Annotated in this window: 14 protein-coding genes and 1 riboswitch; of the genes, 2 read left to right on the top strand and 12 right to left on the bottom strand. The window is 37.8% G+C overall.

The genetic code is table 11. From position 1 onward, the window contains the following. Window positions 1-312: 312 nt before the first annotated feature. The 5 genes from msbA to ABVT42_RS14010 all read right to left on the bottom strand — a co-directional run bounded on the left by msbA (window position 313) and on the right by ABVT42_RS14010 (window position 4,938). Entirely contained in the window at window positions 313-2,061 is a 1,749-nt protein-coding gene (msbA, locus tag ABVT42_RS13990; protein ID WP_353896777.1) for a lipid A export permease/ATP-binding protein MsbA, read from the bottom strand. A gap of 2 nt (window positions 2,062-2,063) precedes the next feature. Further along, window positions 2,064-2,879 carry a lysophospholipid acyltransferase family protein gene (locus tag ABVT42_RS13995; protein ID WP_353896778.1) on the bottom strand — a complete coding sequence of 272 codons (816 nt, stop codon included), beginning with the start codon at window positions 2,877-2,879 and terminating at the stop codon, window positions 2,064-2,066. Window positions 2,880-3,005: 126 nt separating this feature from the next. After that, window positions 3,006-3,257 (bottom strand): acyl carrier protein, encoded by a 252-nt coding sequence (locus tag ABVT42_RS14000; RefSeq protein WP_353896779.1) that lies wholly within the window; start codon window positions 3,255-3,257, stop codon window positions 3,006-3,008. A 241-nt stretch (window positions 3,258-3,498) separates the two neighbouring features. After that, window positions 3,499-3,786, bottom strand: coding sequence for a PGPGW domain-containing protein (locus ABVT42_RS14005; protein WP_353896780.1), 288 nt, complete (start codon window positions 3,784-3,786; stop codon window positions 3,499-3,501). 123 nt (window positions 3,787-3,909) lie between these two features. Then, window positions 3,910-4,938, bottom strand: coding sequence for an AI-2E family transporter (locus tag ABVT42_RS14010; RefSeq protein ID WP_353896781.1), 1,029 nt, complete (start codon window positions 4,936-4,938; stop codon window positions 3,910-3,912). Window positions 4,939-5,909: 971 nt separating this feature from the next. Here ABVT42_RS14010 and ABVT42_RS14015 point away from each other — a divergent pair. Continuing rightward, window positions 5,910-6,800, top strand: a complete 891-nt coding sequence (locus ABVT42_RS14015; RefSeq protein WP_353896782.1) for a hypothetical protein — start codon at window positions 5,910-5,912, stop codon at window positions 6,798-6,800. Window positions 6,801-7,765: 965 nt separating this feature from the next. Beyond that, complete coding sequence (locus tag ABVT42_RS14020) at window positions 7,766-9,730, top strand: pre-peptidase C-terminal domain-containing protein (protein ID WP_353896783.1); 1,965 nt, start codon at window positions 7,766-7,768, stop codon at window positions 9,728-9,730. A 520-nt stretch (window positions 9,731-10,250) separates the two neighbouring features. Here ABVT42_RS14020 and pssA read toward each other — a convergent pair. The 7 genes from pssA to ABVT42_RS14055 form a co-directional block, all read right to left on the bottom strand. Next, window positions 10,251-11,606: a CDP-diacylglycerol--serine O-phosphatidyltransferase gene (gene pssA / locus ABVT42_RS14025; RefSeq protein WP_353896784.1), complete on the bottom strand. Its 1,356-nt coding sequence runs from the start codon at window positions 11,604-11,606 to the stop codon at window positions 10,251-10,253. A 5-nt stretch (window positions 11,607-11,611) separates the two neighbouring features. After that, window positions 11,612-12,181 (bottom strand): elongation factor P-like protein EfpL, encoded by a 570-nt coding sequence (gene efpL, locus ABVT42_RS14030; protein WP_353896785.1) that lies wholly within the window; start codon window positions 12,179-12,181, stop codon window positions 11,612-11,614. Window positions 12,182-12,309: 128 nt separating this feature from the next. Further along, window positions 12,310-13,035, bottom strand: a complete 726-nt coding sequence (locus tag ABVT42_RS14035) for a 4Fe-4S dicluster domain-containing protein (protein WP_353896786.1) — start codon at window positions 13,033-13,035, stop codon at window positions 12,310-12,312. Window positions 13,036-13,225: 190 nt separating this feature from the next. Continuing rightward, the gene (locus ABVT42_RS14040; RefSeq protein ID WP_353896787.1) at window positions 13,226-14,275 is read right to left on the bottom strand and encodes a threonine-phosphate decarboxylase; all 1,050 of its coding nucleotides are present in this window, start codon (window positions 14,273-14,275) and stop codon (window positions 13,226-13,228) included. Window positions 14,276-14,367: 92 nt separating this feature from the next. Then, complete coding sequence (gene cbiB / locus ABVT42_RS14045) at window positions 14,368-15,336, bottom strand: adenosylcobinamide-phosphate synthase CbiB (RefSeq protein ID WP_353896788.1); 969 nt, start codon at window positions 15,334-15,336, stop codon at window positions 14,368-14,370. A gap of 14 nt (window positions 15,337-15,350) precedes the next feature. After that, entirely contained in the window at window positions 15,351-16,004 is a 654-nt protein-coding gene (locus ABVT42_RS14050; RefSeq protein WP_353896789.1) for a histidine phosphatase family protein, read from the bottom strand. Window positions 16,005-16,138: 134 nt separating this feature from the next. Continuing rightward, window positions 16,139-17,977 (bottom strand): TonB-dependent receptor domain-containing protein, encoded by a 1,839-nt coding sequence (locus ABVT42_RS14055; RefSeq protein WP_353896790.1) that lies wholly within the window; start codon window positions 17,975-17,977, stop codon window positions 16,139-16,141. Between the two features lie 65 nt (window positions 17,978-18,042). Then, window positions 18,043-18,215, bottom strand: a riboswitch (cobalamin riboswitch). Window positions 18,216-18,268 lie beyond the last annotated feature (53 nt).

Here is an 18,268-nt window from a genome sequence, read left to right on the forward strand (position 1 = left end):
CACAAATTATATGTTTATTGACTATTGTTACCGCAATTTAAAGTCACTAAAGTCGATAACGACTGAAACTTAAAATGAATAGTATTAAAAAACAGTTTAATTCAAGTTCATCAGCATAAATTAAATTTATTGCAGTCGATCGAGCATCAATGCCACAAAAAGCAGCGTAACGAAAGCGGGCTAGTATAGTACAGCTTACCAAACCTGTAACCTGTAATTGATAACATTAAACATAACTAATTATTTGGTCTGACATTACGAAAATAAAATTGACCACGGAATACAAGCAGTCGATATTTCAACTCGTAAAAATTAATGATTAATAGCTTGGCCATGATATAGCTGAGAATAATATCCATTATTCAAGAGTAATTCATGATGGCTGCCTTGTTCAACTATTGTCCCCGCATTCAGTACAATAATTCGGTCAACCATTTCAATTGCGGATAAACGATGAGCAATAACAATAAGCGTTTTGTTCCCTCTGAATTGATTTAAAGTACGTTTAATCATCTGTTCACTTTGATTATCCAGCGCAGAAGTTGCTTCATCAAGAATCATAATCGGTGCATCTCGATAAATTGCCCGAGCAATCGCAATGCGTTGACGTTGTCCACCAGAAAGTTGACAGCCATTTTCACCAATTGGTGTATCTAATCCTTGCGCTAATGAATCTATTAGCTTACTTAACCCGGCAACAATTGCTGCATGTCTGATTTTTTCTGTGTGATAATAATTAATATTTCCATAAGCAATATTTTCGGCAATACTACCATCAATCAGTTGAACCTGCTGAGAAACATAGGCAATACAACCTCGCAAAGAATTTAACGATAAACTGTTAATCTCATGGCCATCAATAAAAACATGATTCACAGGGCAATCATAAAGCCTTAAAAGCAAATGAACCAGTGTCGATTTGCCACAGCCCGACTCTCCGACTAATGCCACTGACTCGCCGGGGTTAATCGATAAGTTAATCGACTTTAACACATTTTTTTGATCATCTAGATAAGCAAAGTTCAGCTCATTCACCTGAATCTTCCCAAGAATTCCTTGAGGGTTTTTCATCCCATAATCAGCTTCAACAGGATAATCAAGCACCTCAAATACACTTTGGGCGGCCGCTAATCCACGTTGCAGTTTTTCATTAATTTTTGAAAGTTGCTTTAGTGGTTTTAATAAGGAACCCATCGCTACAAGCGTTAAAGTAAATGCTCCTGTTGACAATTGATTAATAATTTCTGGCACACTGGCTAACCAAAGAATAATGGCTGTTGCAACTGCAGCAATCATTTGAATAACAGGGTTACAGGCCGCAGTAATTAAAGTAAGCTTCATCGCACGCTGACGGCTTTTACGGTTCGCTTCAGAAAATCGAAACTGCTCATAATCTTGAGTTGTTAATGTTAAAATATCACGATGATTTCGCATGAGCTGTTCAGCAATGCGTGTGACCTCTCCCATACTATCCTGCAAATTGCGACTCTTTTGTCTGAACTGAGATGACACTTGAGTCATAATAAAAGCAATTATCGGCCCAATTAAAAATAGTAAAACAGACAGTTGCCAACTGGCATAAAGCATTAAACCCAATAACACTAATAAGGTAATGGATTCGCGAATCAAAACAACCAAGGTGTCCGTGGTAGCTTGACTAATTTGCTCAATATCAAACGTTATTTTAGCAATTAAGCGCCCGCTTTTTTGCTGATCAAAATAAGCTTGAGGCAGCTGAATATAATGCTTAAATAAAGTTTGGCGCAATGTTTGAATAACACTTAAACTAATCCAGCCAGTTAAGTAATCAGCAACGAAGCTGGTTACGCCGCGCAAAAAGAATAATCCAATGAGAATAAAGCCGCCGGTAACCAAATTTTTTCCATTACTAGCAGTAACCCCTTCATCAATTAAAGGTTTTATCAAATAAAGCATCCCGCCATCAATAAGACTAAAAGCGATTAATGCAAAAATCATTAAAGTAATAGCCGCTTTATAGCACACAAAATAGCACCATAGCCGCTTAACAACCTGCAAAGTCTGTGGTTCTAAAAATAACATACTTAACGCCATCGATTATATGACCAGTACCATTGCTCAGGATACTGTAAAATAATTTTTTCAAAGCGTTGGTACATTTGCTTTATTGCCTGTTCAATTTGGCTAATATCACGAGCAAGGGGTTGTGCTTGCAACACCTCTAAAATCACCTGGTATTTTCCCTCGCCCTGCTTCACGGCGTACCCTAAGAGTAGCGGCACCTGTGCCATTGCAGAAATTAGCGCAACCCCGCTAGCCGCTCGAGTGGCTCGATTAAAAAACTCAATAGCGACATCTGTGGCATAATGATCGGCATGCAACGAAACGAGTTGTCCATTTTTTGCTTCACTGACCAATTGAAAAATAACATTTTTATCCGATTTATTAATACATCGAATACCAACGTCTTGATAGATTTGTATTGCCTGTGGATAAAATTGAGGAATTTTTGACAAAGTGGTTGAACGTCCAGAAATTTTTTGAACTGCTAGTGGAACAACGTCATAACAGTTCATATGCAGTGTTGCAATTACTGCACCGCGCTGCTGATGTATGATTTCGCTTACTTCAGATGAGCAGACTACTTCGACAGCCAACTCGTTCAACCAAAACATTTCTAAAACACCGTAAGCAATTTGTTGATATGATTTTATTGCCAATTGTTCAGCTTGTTGATGCACACTATCCGGCATCGCTTGTTGAATATTATTAACGGTGCGATTAAAAGTTTTGCCTGATCGCTTAAATATAAAACCAATGATTGATTGCGCAACTTGCATGCGTTTCGGTTCATTTAACCAATGGATAGTTTTGATAATTAATCGGATAAAAAAAGGCATAATGTTTTCTTTTAAAAACTAACAACGATGATTATTCTTTATTGAAATTACTCGGCAACATTCATTACTACATTTATTATTACTTTCATCAGCACATTCATCACAATCAGTATTGCAAACTCAAATTCAACAAAAATAACACTGTTTGTCATTTATCAGCTTTAACAACTTACCGACAGATTCAAAGTTTTCAGCTTCAACTTCATCATTGTCAAATACAATTTGAAACTGATTTTCTAACGCCAAAATTAACATCATGACAGCCATTGAATCGAGTTCGGGCAAGCTTCCCAATAAACTTGTCTCATCAGAAAAACTGTCGGTATTGATACTTAATATATCAGCCAGCACTTGATTGATTTGTGCTAAGGTTGCCATTAACAATTGACCTTGTTTTATTTTTTAATAAAACAATGGTAACCAAAACAAACCATAAAGACTGCTAGAAATTGTCTAAGCTTTGTTTGTCAAATGTATAGGATTGTAGAAAAGTCAAACGTGAAAAAGTAGCCAGGAACGACTCTAAGAAAGACGAGCGAGTAATGAAAAAGGGGCGCAATAACAGATATAATGAGCGTTATTATCAGACTCCCCTCACTTAATCATTAGATTAAATAGCCTAAGAGGATTTTCTTTTAAATTTTCGTGCGACAAATAAATCGGCTTTTTGTGCTGCGGCCGTCATCCACCTTTGAAATTGGCGTAGCCACTTTCTTGCCCAAGGATATTCTAATGCCAGTATGGCCAAACCAACCGGAATCAATAAAAATGCAGGCCCCGGAAGGATAAAAAGAACCACTCCAACTAACGTTATAAATAACCCGACAATGGTAATTATTATTTTTCGCATATTACTATCCAGAATACTCTCATTGGCATTATCGATTAGCCCAAGTGATTGTAACAATCACTTGGCCAACTTGAAGTCGAGTTTATCTTGAAATTACATTGAAGTGTTTGTCTTTTTGTAACAACTGATGTGACATTGCAACTAACAGACAGTCACAATTTTAATCGTGGATAATCACGGCTAATCTTCTGGCCCTAATAATATTCCCAGCCAGCGACTACTCTCATTTGCCTCTAATATTATTTTAATTGTCATTGTTAATGGAATCGATAAAAACATACCTACTGATCCAAATATCCATCCCCAAAAGATTAAAGACATAAATACCACAAAAGTCGACAAGCCGAGCATTTTGCCCATAAACTTGGGTTCAAGGTAATTACCCACAAAGTTATTGACCGCAAAAAAGCTTATCGCAGTCCATAACATAGCCATTGGACCGAGTTGAATTAACGATAAAATCAAAGCTGGAATTGCCGCAATAATCGAACCAATATTTGGAATATAATTTAATAAAAATGCAAGCATTCCCCATAAAAATGGATAATCGACCCCTATGAATAAAAGCAATACTGAAACCAGCCCACCGGTTAATAAACTAGAAGCAGTTTTGATTGCCAGATAATGCCGGATTTTTTCAAGTATATTATTGATATGCACCATTTTATCATGGCTGTTTACAAAGGCTTTTTCAAACTTGGAAGGAAAGCTGGTGGTTTCAGCCAGAATAAAAATGACACTTAAAAATATGACAAAAAAATCACCAAAAATAACACCTAAACCACCAACCAGACGTGTAACCAACGACATTAAATCAGCTTTTTCAATCAAAGAGGAAATTTCCATACCTTGCGCAGGTATGCCAACTGAGATAAGCCACTGAGTCAAAGCTGTTAACTGTACTTTTAATTGCTGAACATATAAATCCTTGTTCATTTTAAATGACTGTATCGAGTCACCGACCAATAAAACAACTAAATATACAAAAGCTAAAATAAACAGCAAAACTAAAACTATCGCGACACTACGCGGAATGTTTTTGCGTTCCATCCAGCGGATTGACGGTGTACAAACAACGGCAATAAACAGCGCCATCAAAAATTGTGCAATCAATGGTGCAGCAACTTTTAATCCAGCAATAACAATTACCAGAGAGGCCATTGTAAGCAGTACGCCAGTTGCCGGAGAATTGTGAATATTATTAGTCATAAAGCTGTCTTAATAGTTGGTTGAAAGGCGATATTTTTTTATATCGCCTTGTTGTATCGCAAAGTGTAGATGAATGTTGATTAAATATTGCGAGCTCATTTTGCCGCCAGCTAGAATATATAACATATTCTGATTACAACTGCGATACTTGATTCAGATCAATATTTTTGAATGTGTTTTACTCGAATATAACGCCTTTGCGGCAGATTGTCGCATGCAATGATGAATAAGGATATTGGGAATTTTGAGCATATAAATGAGCATATAAAGTAAAGCCATTCTCATTGAGCTTAAATATTCGCCTAGTTAATGCAAAATACTAATAAAACCAATATCAATAAAATTAGCACTTGGCGATATGGATATATAACAGAGATAAAATAAAGATAAAATAAAAACATCTTAGTAAGAGATTATTCGGAGGAAAACCAATAATAAGAAGAAGAAAATAAAAATAATAATAACAGTCAATACCAACCGTCAGGGTGCCATTTTTATCGATTTACTTAAATTATCCAGCGATAAAATTTGGCACCGTATTTTCTTCTAATCACACACTCCTTTAGCCTTAAACGGATTTCTCTAATAATTTTTGCCCTACGAGAACAGCTTTTACTTCATACATTTAGTAGATAACCTCAACTCTAATCAAGTCACATTTTTATCAAGAGCACTTGCTATCAGACAAGCGCACATCAGCTAACTAATCAATACGCCCTTGATATACTTATTCCTCTTTACCATACATCCTCAATATAATACGTCCTTAATATAATACGTCCTTAATACAAGGTAATCTTGCCATAGCATTATTCGGCGAATAGTGTAACAATTCTGGATAATACTCGATAGATAGTCTGATTAATTGCGGTGAGTAACCCTTATTTATCTATCGCGTTATTTTATTAGATAACCTCTTTAAAACAGGCTTTACACGTCACGTAATTTAATCTGTCATAAAAAGAATACGCATGCTAAATTTATTTAATCGCCATAAACAATTACTCGATGAAGAAATTATCGAATGGATATTTGCCTGCTTCTCTTGGACTCTCAAAGAGTTTGACCAAGACGTTTTCTTCAATGAGACACAACTTGTTATTCCAGACAATAAGCATTTTCCCGGTAAAGAAACAACTGCAAACGGCATGGCAAATTTAATATTTGAGCAGGTTAAAAATTATGCTGGCATGGCACATTGGCCAACACGGCTGTTCGATTTAACGGTTCAGCCGGCCATTGATAACAGTCAAACAGTCTTTATCAACGGTGACCTGCGAGGCAAAAATGCCCAAGTAAAAGCTTCTCCCAACGCTGCACAGCCGAATCCGTTATTAAACGGTACGCAACAAGCGATGCCACTTTCATCTATGCCTATGAGTAGCTTTCCACAGCCACAAATCAGCCAGAACAGTTACATTGCTTTTGGCTATCATCCTCAACAGCTCAAAAGTCCAGAAGGTATCATTGCCTATTTTGCACATGGTTTATCTCATCATTTGGCAGGTACAGCCAAAACCCAGCCCCCTGGCGGCGAAAGCTATTTACCCATGGCAGGAGAAATTACCGGAATTTTTATGGGATTCGGCATTATGTTTGCCAATAGCGCAATTATTGCTCGTGCAGGTGGTTGTGGCGGCTGTGGTGGTGGACAGTCACCTGTGCGTGAAGTTATTTTGAGTGAGCAAGAAGCAACTTACGCATTAGCATTATTTTGTCATTTAAAATCAATTGAATATCGTCAAGTGGCGCGCCATTTAAAAAAGCATCTGCGTGGATTTTTTAAAGATGCCTTAAAAGATTGTCAGCGCCGATCGCCAGAATCATCATCATTACAACTTGAAAAATCAGTCACAGATTAACTTTCAATTAATCGCCAACGAATAAGCGAATTAGAATTTTTTACCCGCTTAAAAAAGCACTCACTAGTGAGTGCCAGTACAGTAATAAACATAACCAATCGACCGGCAGATTAGCAGACATATTTGCGCTTCCGGTGAGTCAATTTTAAATGCTCATTTATTTAGCCTAACTAATATCTACATTATTAACCGCACCTTTCATCAAGCATTGATGAACTTTGGCTCGGTAAGACTGCCAAAATTTTTTTGATTTTTATTCATTTAATTGAAATTTAAACTTAAAGTTTCCCACAAGTTCTCACGCTACACAGACAAATTATCATTTATATCAAACAGGTTTGGTCATTTAATATTATTAAGCATACGGCTAAAATAAATCCTATAGTTTTGTCAAATCTAAAAAATTTTAGCATAAATTACAGCGGCTCTCATTCGCTTGCATCTTTTTGTTTACCTCAGCTTTTTTGAGTTTCCTTTCATTTAACTATTTTGATATTTTTCTGTAATCCTCATCTTACAAGTCAAGACATTTTGCTGACACTGTATTTCATCTTGATTTCCTTACCCAACCTTTTCTTCTATTAAAATTTCAGCTTAATTAAGAACACGGACACTCTAAATCGACGCTTCTTCAGTTCAATCAATGAGAATATGTCAACTACTTAACAAAAAGAAAATTCTATCACCCCACTTTGTTTTTACTCTTTCTTGACTGAATAAAAAATTATAAAAGCTTTTGCATTATTTTTTTAATTTATTTTTGCCAAACCTTCTTATTTTTTTTTATTTTTTTATTTTTTTTCACCAAAAACAGCTTAAGCAGCAATAGCATACGATGTAAATAATTCCATTTTCACTTATAACTGTTCCTTATATCATCACTTTGACATTCAGCTTTTTAAAAATGTCAAAGCGGCCAAAAAATATAAATCAATAAAATTATTATTCGTTATAGGAGAAGCAGTATGAGACTTAAATATAAAATAATATCGACGATAAGCATTTTTTTTCTTTCAAATAGTGTTGTTAATGCTGAGTCATTATTTAGTTGGGATAATCATAGTGCAGCATCTAAAAATGTTAAACAGTCGTCTATCTCTGAAGTTGAGCGACTAAAAGCAAATGATCAAAGTATAAAAAACTTTTTCATTTATAATACTAAGCCTGGTGTATTATCGGCTAATACAGATAAGCTAACTTTAAATTTAACACCCGATATTTCGGTAAAATTTAATAAAACCACGGTAGATGAAGGCGCATCAGGAAGTTTAATTTGGCAAGGCAACTCCTCTGTTAAAAATACAAACAATCGTTTAACTTCTGAAATAGACTTGGCAAGTAACAATGCTATTTTAGTTATGCGTGAAGGAAGAGTTACAGGGACAGTTAGAGTCGATGGACGTTTATTTAAAATTCAACCTTTAGCCAGTGGACAACACTTGGTGATTGAAATTGATGAAAATAATATGCAACCGGATCATCCTCCGGGAGAAATGGAGCAAGTGGAGTCTGAAATTGACGCTGAGCCAGAAAACAGATCGGCAGAGCAGGAATTGGAGCATGCAGGATTAGAAATGGGACACCATGAATATTCTGACTTATCTCTTATGACAAATAATGGCCTGTTAGCGGCGGCCTCAACACCGGTTATTCGCGTTCTAGTACTTTACTCAAACGGTGTTCCCACAGAAGTTAATGACATTCCTGCATTGGTGGATTTAGCTATTGCTGAAACAAATCAGGGGTATATTAACAGCCATATCAATTTAAAGGTAGAACTGGCTCATTTATCGAGTATTAACTACGATGCCGTTGGTGTGTCTAAAGATCTTGATCGGCTTAAAGCAACGAATGATGGCTACATGGATAGTGCGCATACTTTAAGAAATAAATATAGTGCTGATGTTGTGATGCTGCTTACTCCGAAAGAACAATATTGTGGGAAAGCAGCTGCTATCGGCGCAACGTCGGCTAGTAGTGGGTTTGCGGTTACTATACAAAGTTGTGCAACCGGATATTATTCTTTTGGTCATGAGTTAGGTCACTTGTTTGGCGCACGACATAATCCTGAGAGAGATAGTACAACAACGCCTTATGCTTATGGGCATGGTTATCAAGATACTGATAAAAAGTGGCGTACTATCATGGCCTACAACTGTTCGCCAAGTTGCTCACGAATTAACTGGTGGTCAAATCCATATCAGAGAAGAGATGGACGTGCAATGGGAACGATAGAAAAAAGCAACAATGCTAGAGTATTGCCCAATACAGCTGCAAAAATTGCGGCATTTCGAGGTGATCCAATCGTTAATGTTATAAGCAATGGAGTGCCTTGGGTTGGTATATCCAACCCTAACAAAGGAACCGATTATTTTTACAAAATTGATGTGCCTTACGGAGCAACAGATATTAAGTTTGAAATGAGTGGAGGAACTGGTGATGCAGATTTATATGTGAAGTTTAATACGCCATCAACGAGTACTTCTTGGGATTGTCGCCCTTTTAAAGAAGGCAATAATGAAACCTGTAATATGACTTCTACCAGAGGTACATATTATATCAGAATAAATGCTTACAATGCATTTTCTGATGTTAGCTTAAAAGCAAGTTACACAGGTGGCATTGATACTGTTACGGCTAGTGCAGAAAATATTAACGTGCCAAAAAGCAAATGGTTGCGATATACCTATAAGCTTCCTGTTGGATTAGCTTCGATGACGGTTTCTATATCAGGTAATAATGGCGATGCTGATCTTTATGTAACTAAAGCTCAAAAATCTACAGGCTCAGTATTTGACTGCCGACCTTATAAGACTGGTAGTAATGAATTCTGTACTTTTAATTATCCTGATTCAGGAACTTGGTACTTGGATATTTATGGTGCAGAAGCGGCTTCAGATGTAACATTAAAAATAGAATCAACAAAATAGATTTATTGTTATATTTCATTTAAATTGTCTCATAAAAGGAAATATTAATTTCCTTTTATGAGCGTAAAATAAATCAGAGTTAAAATCTTCTTATCATTCAAAATAAACTGAACCGGGACAACTTAAATTTAAAAATTTTTATATTTATAAAAGATAACAGTCAGATGGAATTTGAGCTAATATAATTTATTTTGCTATTAGTAGTATTTATTATTCTTATTTAATACGGGTCACTATCATAAGATTCAAGCTCTTTACACCATTCTTACCAACGAACTCATCGATGCTCCAATAGCTTCGTTTTCTAATTCCTTTACCGTGTAGTGTGCAAGTGTTCGTAAAAAATTGTAACAAGCCTTTCAGGCTTTATAGGCCGATCTTAAGTTAAGTCTTTAATTCTGAAAACCCTGACATATTTAATCGGGTTCAGAATTAGATAAGTGCAGGTGGTTATGATTAGATCTGCTTACAGAGTAGGCTATCGCCATAAAAATATTTTTCTAATTGTGAGTATTTCAAATCAAAGCAAACGATTTAAAATACTATCGAGCTTGGCTCGTCGAACAGAGCGCATCAATTTTTTGGGCGCTTCCGGATAATCATTCACATCTTCAATCTCTTCAAAATGCTTAATCTGCGTTGTATGAGTAATAATAGTTGCAAATTCGTTTTCAAATTTTTCTTGAAGCAGCTTTTGATTATCTTGAATGAGCACGCCATTTTCTAAATCGAGTTTACAAGCGCGAGGATTCAAGTTGTGTCCGGTAATTAAATAACTTTGGTAATCTGAACAAATTCCCTTCAAGTGAAATGTATTTCCATTATCGAGCCACAAATTTAAATTAAGTAATCCTTTATCAATATAGCGCTGATTCTTTTTAACAAATCGTCGTAAATTCATTTCATAAACATACGGGACAATACCAATTTTATTAAATGCCTCAGGTTCAGCAATATAAAAATCATTAGCGGTTTTATCACCAACGACAATATCAACTTTTACACCACGACGTAACAACCCGCGAATGGCGCGATTAATTTTTAAAGGAAAATTAAAGTATGGGGTGTAAACAATCAAATGATTTTGTGTCTGACGAATAATATCAAAAATGGTATTATTTAATTGGTTGCGACGCCCACCATACCCTAGTAACGGCGTTAAGCTCACTTCACCTTCGGCGGCACAATCGACCGAAGGAACAAAATGATAACGACTGGCGCGCAACAGTTTTTTAAATCGCTTAATAATGGGCAGTAACTTTTTTCGCTCTGGAATATCATATCCGGTAAGCGGGGTTACGGCAGAAAACTCTGCAATTTCATGCTTTAAAAATTCAGCAAAGCTGTTACAAAGAATTGGACTTTTTATTAAATGATAACGATCATAGCGGTATCTTTCAGCCTGGTGCAGGTAAACATTATTAATACTGGCGCCACTGTAAAGTAAGGTATTATCAAATATAAAACCTTTTAAATGAAATACACCGAAAACTTCTTTGCTTTTTACCGGCACACCTAAAATATCGATAGAATGTGAATATTTTTCCGCCATTTCGCGATACAGCCTGACATTGCCAATACTTTTTGCCTGCCCCATTAAGCCTCGTTGAGCACGGAGAAAATCAACAAATATTTTTACATCTAATTGGGGGTTTGCTTGTTTTGCCTGATAAATGGCTTCTAATATTTCTCTACCAGCTTCGTCGTCCTGAAGGTAAAGTGCCGCCAGATAAATACGCTGGCGTGCACTTCGAATAAGAGATAAAAGTTGTTGCTTAAAGTCTTTAGTGGTGGACAGGATCTGAATATTGTCCGCGGCAACAGAAATCGTTTTTAAAGTTTGAATAAATGGTATTGTGCTTGTCGCCAAAGCCATATTTACTAATCCGCCCGCCCCATAAATTTTCTTTCAGCTGTATTAATTTTAACCTTTTCACCTTGCGAGATATATTCAGGTACTTGAATTGTCAGCCCTGTAGCAAATCTGGCTGGTTTTGTTCTGGCAGAAGCCGAAGCACCTTTAATTGAAGGATCAGTCTCGGTAATTTCCATTTCAACAGATTGAGGAAGCTCAAGCCCAACAGTTTTACCATCAACGGTCAAGACTATCAGTCCCTCTGTCGATTCATTAATAAACAGCATTTCTTCTTCGATATCAGCTAGTTTAAATGCATATTGGGTGAAATCTTCGCTATCCATAAAAATATAATCATCTCCGTCTATATAAGAAAAACTGACCGCTCGACGATTCAACTCAACCAGAGTCAGCATATCTTCACCTTTAAAGGTATGCTCTACCTTGCTGTGCGACGGAATTTCATTAAAGCGTGTTTTGTACAAGGTCGCAGCGCCTCTGGCACTTGGACTATGCACATCGACATGTTTCACTAACAACATTTTACCGTTGTACTCGACTGCCATTCCCCGTTTTAATTCGCTTGCTTTTGGCATTTTTATCTCTTAATTATGACGCAAAAAAATCTGACCGTATCATAGCCGCTCAGACTCCTTTTTTAAAGAGTAGCCGATTAACTTTTTTATTGTCGACTTAAAAGCGACTAAAAATCATTTCACTCAAGTTAGTCGTGCTGCCGAATAAATCGTAGCGATTGAATATAATGATAGTTGATTTGTGAAATATCGTATTGATGTTCAGGCGCTACGGGGCAGCTCATTCGAGCAATACAGCGATCAGCACATAGTGAATCCGGCTGCTGTCGATAAGTTAGACAACGAGTCAAGTCAAGCGCATCATTTTGCAGTGCATTAGCAGGACAGGCCTGAATACAGATTTTAGTTTCACAAGTATCACAAGGCGAATGGTTTTGTGAAGGCATGATAGTTGAGCCTTTTTTATCGTATCGCCCTTTCATTAAAGCCACGGCACGATAAGCAAACCAGCTCCCCCACTGCTGATTAATACCAATACGAAATGGTGCACTATGGTGCCAACCAATCACCTTGCCTAATTGCTGTAACCCGCTAAATGTACCGCCAGGATAAATAAGTTGAAAGTCTTCCACCTGATGATTGTTTAAAAACCGTTCAAGCATTTGATGAGAGTATTCATCGATAGGATGTTGATGGCACCAGGGATTAAGAGCTTGCGATGAAACCGCTTGTTGAAGGCGTTGCCACAATAAACGCCCGGCATGACCAATAATCAAAATTTGTTGATAATCGGCAAGCTCGTAAGTTGGCGACTTTAAGGTCTGATAAATATCAGTTGGTATTGAATCAAGATCGAGTAATGCCTGCAAATTCAGACCTTTTTCAGATAGCCATTGGTAATCTAATACTTTCATTGCTCTTTCTCTAATTCTAAAGATGCAGTTAAAGGTTAAAGTTTTTCACACGAGAAATCATCAACCACAACATAGGTTGCAAACTTTAATGCTATATTTTTTATCATTTTATTTTCATATATTAACATTCAATGATTTAACTTATCGATTTCAGTTTATCGACTTTAACTCATCGATTCTCACTTGTCTTTTAGTGATACGCTTTAAGCTGTAATAAGGCTTGGTCCAGCCTGTCCAGATCATCAGGCAAGGGAATACCAAAGCGTAAGGCATTCTTTTCATCACACAATCGCACATAAACTTTTTGCTGACAAAGTTGCTCAAAGCAGTCTTGCGAATTTGCTAGATAAACCGTTTTAAATAAGTCCGTCCCTGATATTTTTTCACCAGGGAAATGCCGAGTTAACATAGTGAGTAGCGCATTGGCATATTGAGCAAGCCGCTGGCGCTGAGCAAGTTGCCACTGAGTGTCGGCCAATGCCTGTTCCATTGCCCAAAGGGCTACGCCATTCACATGCCAGGGTCCAAGTTCTGTAGCGATTTGAGTTAGCAGGTTATCATTGGCAATGACACATCCCGCTCTAATACCTGCCAACCCAAAAAACTTACCTGTCGAGCGCAACACAATGCATCTTGTCATTAGTTGAGCAGGCCGATACCAGTATTCGGGTGCACAAACATCCATAAAGGCTTCATCAATAATCAGCCAGCCTTGTTTTTGCGCCAATTGCTGTGCCAACTGATGAATGAACGACGGTTGATATAATTCTCCCGTTGGATTATTTGGGTTTATGACAACCACAATATCACCCGTCTTTATTTGTGTATTCAAAGGTAGTTGTTGGTATTCAATAATACTCGCTTGCTGCTTTTGCCAACAATATCGATGCTCACGATAACCCGAGGCAGGAATCCACACTCGCAACGGTTGCTTACCGTCAAGCACTGAGTTGAAAGTTAAATCAGTCTGTATAATTTTAGGTAAACACTGAATAATACTTTGCGAACCGTGACTAATCAGCACATTATCCGCTCGATAATAGCTTTGTGCCAGTTGCAGCAGCTGCTCACTGACATGAGGTAACTTTTGCCAATATTCGACAGGAACTTCTGGCACCGGATAGCTAATTGGACTAATACCGGTTGATAAATCCAGCCAACCTTGGTCATCCAGTCCAAATTTTGCTGCCACTTGGCTCAACTGACCTCCATGAACAACAGGTAGCGTAATTTCTTTCATAGACTCACTTACAAACGGACTTACTTAAAAACAGACTTACTAAAAAATAACTGATTACATTATTTAGCATAAAAACAATGATTTGATAGGCACTATCTGGCAGCTATCCATTCTATCATGCCAATAATTGCTATCCCGCTAACGAAAAGCATAAAGGCGCGATTGACCAAGCTAACCGCACGCACAATGTGTTGAGCGGTTGGTGGCTCCCCTTCGCCGAGCTCAACCGAAACAAACCATTGTTGTTCGTACTGCGCCTTTCCACCCAGTTTTATCTGAAGCACAAACGCACCTATGGCCATCACCCAACCACCATTTAAACTTTTATATTGACGACTTTGATAAAGTGCTGTTTTTAACATTTGCCATCCCAAGGGAGGATGCCAGGATTGGCTCAACCAATACAAAACACCGGTCACTTTTGCCGACAGCCATCCTAACCAGTCATCAGATTTTGCTGCCAGCCAACCAAAGTGAGTAAATCGTGCGTTTTTATAACCCCACATGGCATCTAAAGTATTGACCAGACGATGTAAAACCACCAAAGGCGCACCACCAATCATGTACCAAAATAAAGTGGCAATTACCGCATCATGACCATTTTCTAAAACCGATTCAACCGTGGCACGATTGATTTGAGACTCATCCATGCTATCAGTACGCCGACTCACTATCATTTGTACAGCTTGGCGAGCTGATTGAATATCCCCCGTTGTTAAAGGCTGATAAATTGCGTATGCATGCTGCCGTAGACTCTGATTACCCAGACAAATATAAACGAGAAATAAATCGCACCATACGACCATATTAGGCCACCCTAACCAATGGTTTTGCCACCACCAAAGACCTAGAGGTAAAGGCAAAACCATCACTCCCCATGCCAGTGCGCCAAACAAGCGACTAGTTTGTACAGAAAATAAGTTTTTATTCAGTTGCCGCTCAAGTCGTGCAGCAAGATTGCCAAAGCCGACTAATGGGTGAAATCGTCCCGGTTCACCAAACAAACGGTCGATCGCATATGCACCGATTAAAACCAGGCTTGTTAATAACCAATCATTCAAGTTGAAGCTCGCTTTTATTCAACCAAAACTTGAAGCTCATCAAGTTCAGCATGATAATACAATGGAAAAGTTTTTCCATTACCATACTGGCTATAAGCATCAACCTGACCTTGTACGCTTAACAGAGAAAGTAAACAACGAATTGCATCTCCATGTGTAATCACTAACAGGCAACCCTCTACAGGCAATTCGTTAGATTGCAATTGATTAGACAATCTTCGATTAGATAAAGGCAGATGACTTTTTATACCATTCAATTGCGTTCTTGCAATGTTGAGTAACGCTTGTTGAATTCTTTGCGCACAAGCAATTCCAGTTTCTCCATCAGGCGGTCCCTGATGATTAACCTTGTAAAAAACATCTGTAAAATATTTTTCACTTTTTAATTCCGAAAAATACTCAGCCTGCCACAAACCGAAATCCCGCTCAACTAATTGAGCATCAAGTTGTCGTTCAACATTAAGAACTTTTTCACAGATCTGTGCGGTATGTTCAGCCCGTTTTAGCGGAGATGAAATAATTAACTTTACCTGAGCTGTTTTTAATTTTTCTGCCAGCGAATGGGCTTGCAAAATCCCTTCATCCGTCAATGGGCTATCGAGCCGTCCTTGAAGTTTCTTAAGTTTATTCCATTGAGTTTCGCCGTGGCGCGCAAGAATGATTTTCACAATAAACCTTTCAGCGGTATTACCGGTTTTAATTTGATTAGATTTAACATCCCCTAGAACCCTACCAACTATCAAATTGGCAAGGCTCTAAGTTTAAAGCACAAACAAAAAGCAAAAACGATCAGCAATAATCACTAATTCGTTTGATAGCTCACAGTAAAATAAAACTCGCGTTCAACCGGATAATATCCCGATACCTGAGTAGGCGCTTCATCTAATGCATCATTGACTTTTAACTGGAATTTCCAATTAGTATTCAATTCATAAGCAACCCCTAAATTCAGGCGAACATAGCTGTCAAGCATCATCGGACTATAGGTCTGGAAATCATTATCAGGACGTTCGCCAACATATTGAATTTGTGCAAACCAATCCAACTGTTGCTCAGCATAACTCAACTGATAACCCGCCTGTTCTTTAGCTCGTCTTAATAATTGTTGCTTGGTAGTGGTATTTTCTGCTTTTGTGTGACTGGCAGTCAATTGATGTGACCAATTCCCGTGTGTTAATTTATAGGTCAAATCAACACCAGAAATTTCAGCTTCCCCAACATTTTGTGGTGTCCACGCGCCTTCACTATCGGGTGTCCACTGAATCAAATTTTCAATTTCTGACTCATAAACACTAACCGTTAAGCGTCCACCGAAAATATCGCCTTTATATACCAGTTCGATATTGTCAGATAGCTCAAAATTCAATTCAGGATTACCCCCGTAAGGATAATATAAATCATTAAAAGTAGGCGCTTTAAAGCCTTCGGCGTAATTGATGCTAAGCAAATGGTTATCGGCGATGCGAAAACCGATGCCAAAATTCACACTGGTTTCACTATTAACTCGCTGAATATCATCATAACGTACCGCTAAATCAGCCAACCATAGCTCACCAATATAGTTAAAGCCTATTTGCGCACTTTTCGACTCTCGCTGTTTTAACGCATAGTCACTGGTTGTATGCCGAATATCATCTAATAGCCATTCAATACCGCCGCTAAATGAAAACTCTTGATTGATCTGATGGCGGGTTAAATAGTTATATTGTTCACGGCGTGTTTCATAGTTACCAGCAGTAGCTCGCGTTACCCCATTACCAACCGAGTAAAATCTATCTCGATTAACCGACCAGGCCAATTGATGATTCCATTCGTTAGTATGATAAAGATATCTTAAATTCCAAAAATGATTTTTATAATGCGATTGATTCCCCAAATAACTGGTATCAAAATCATATTGGCCTTTATCAACCTGCGCAACCCAATCAAATGTGTGATGCTCACTTTTTTGATAACTACCGCGCATTGCAATTGAATCGTTTTTAAAACCGTCATCATCATTTTCATCATCAATACGCACATCAAAGCCATCTGATTTTTTGTGGCTGTAAGTCACGGTGTTATTAAGCGTCTCATCACCAAAACCTAGTGCAACATCAACTTCGGCTGAGTCATTACTCCCCATAGTAACACCTATACGGGATTCACTCGATAAATAGCGACGAGTAAATATTTGAATGACACCACCAATTGCATCACTTCCCCAAATGGCCGCGCGCGGACCTTTGACAATTTCAACCCGTTCGACTTGTGCCATTGGTATATTAGAAATTGATTTTTCGCCCAAGGTGGCAGAACCGACACGTACGCCATCAATTAATACCAGCACTTGATTTGAATTGGCTCCACGCACAAATAAAGATGAATCTTGGGCATGTCCCCCTTTTTGAACCGAATCAAGTCCAGATACATTAACCAATAAATCAATTAACGAGCGAGGTTGAATTTTTTCGATATCAGCACGAGTAATAATTTCAACATCAGTTAAAGTGTCATTAATATCTTGCTGGATTCGATTGGCAGTAACAACGATTTTTTCATCCTGTGATTGACTCTCTACAGCGTCATCAGCAATTGTTGCTAGACTCCCGGAAGATGCGATTGCCAGAACGGTTGCTCGCAGTAAAAATTGTTTTTTCATTCTCTGTTTACCCGTATAACAGTAACGCCCGCCGCGCTACTTAAAAATTTGAGGTTTATTCCTCACCCTAAAAAATGGATTAAGCTTGTATCGGGCTTAGCTAAAAATTTAATCGGTCGAGCATCACTCTACCTCAACTCAATTTTCAAACATTACCGTTGCGGGGGCAGCGTCAGAATCTCACTGACTTCCGAAGATGGCTATCGTTCGATAAGCCGCTTAATCAACCAAAAATTCCTTTTACTTAATCATTCTATCCTTGTGACACTAAATGTTGATAATAATTAAACA

This window comes from Aliikangiella maris (assembly GCF_040719265.1).
GTDB lineage: Bacteria > Pseudomonadota > Gammaproteobacteria > Enterobacterales > Kangiellaceae > Aliikangiella > Aliikangiella maris.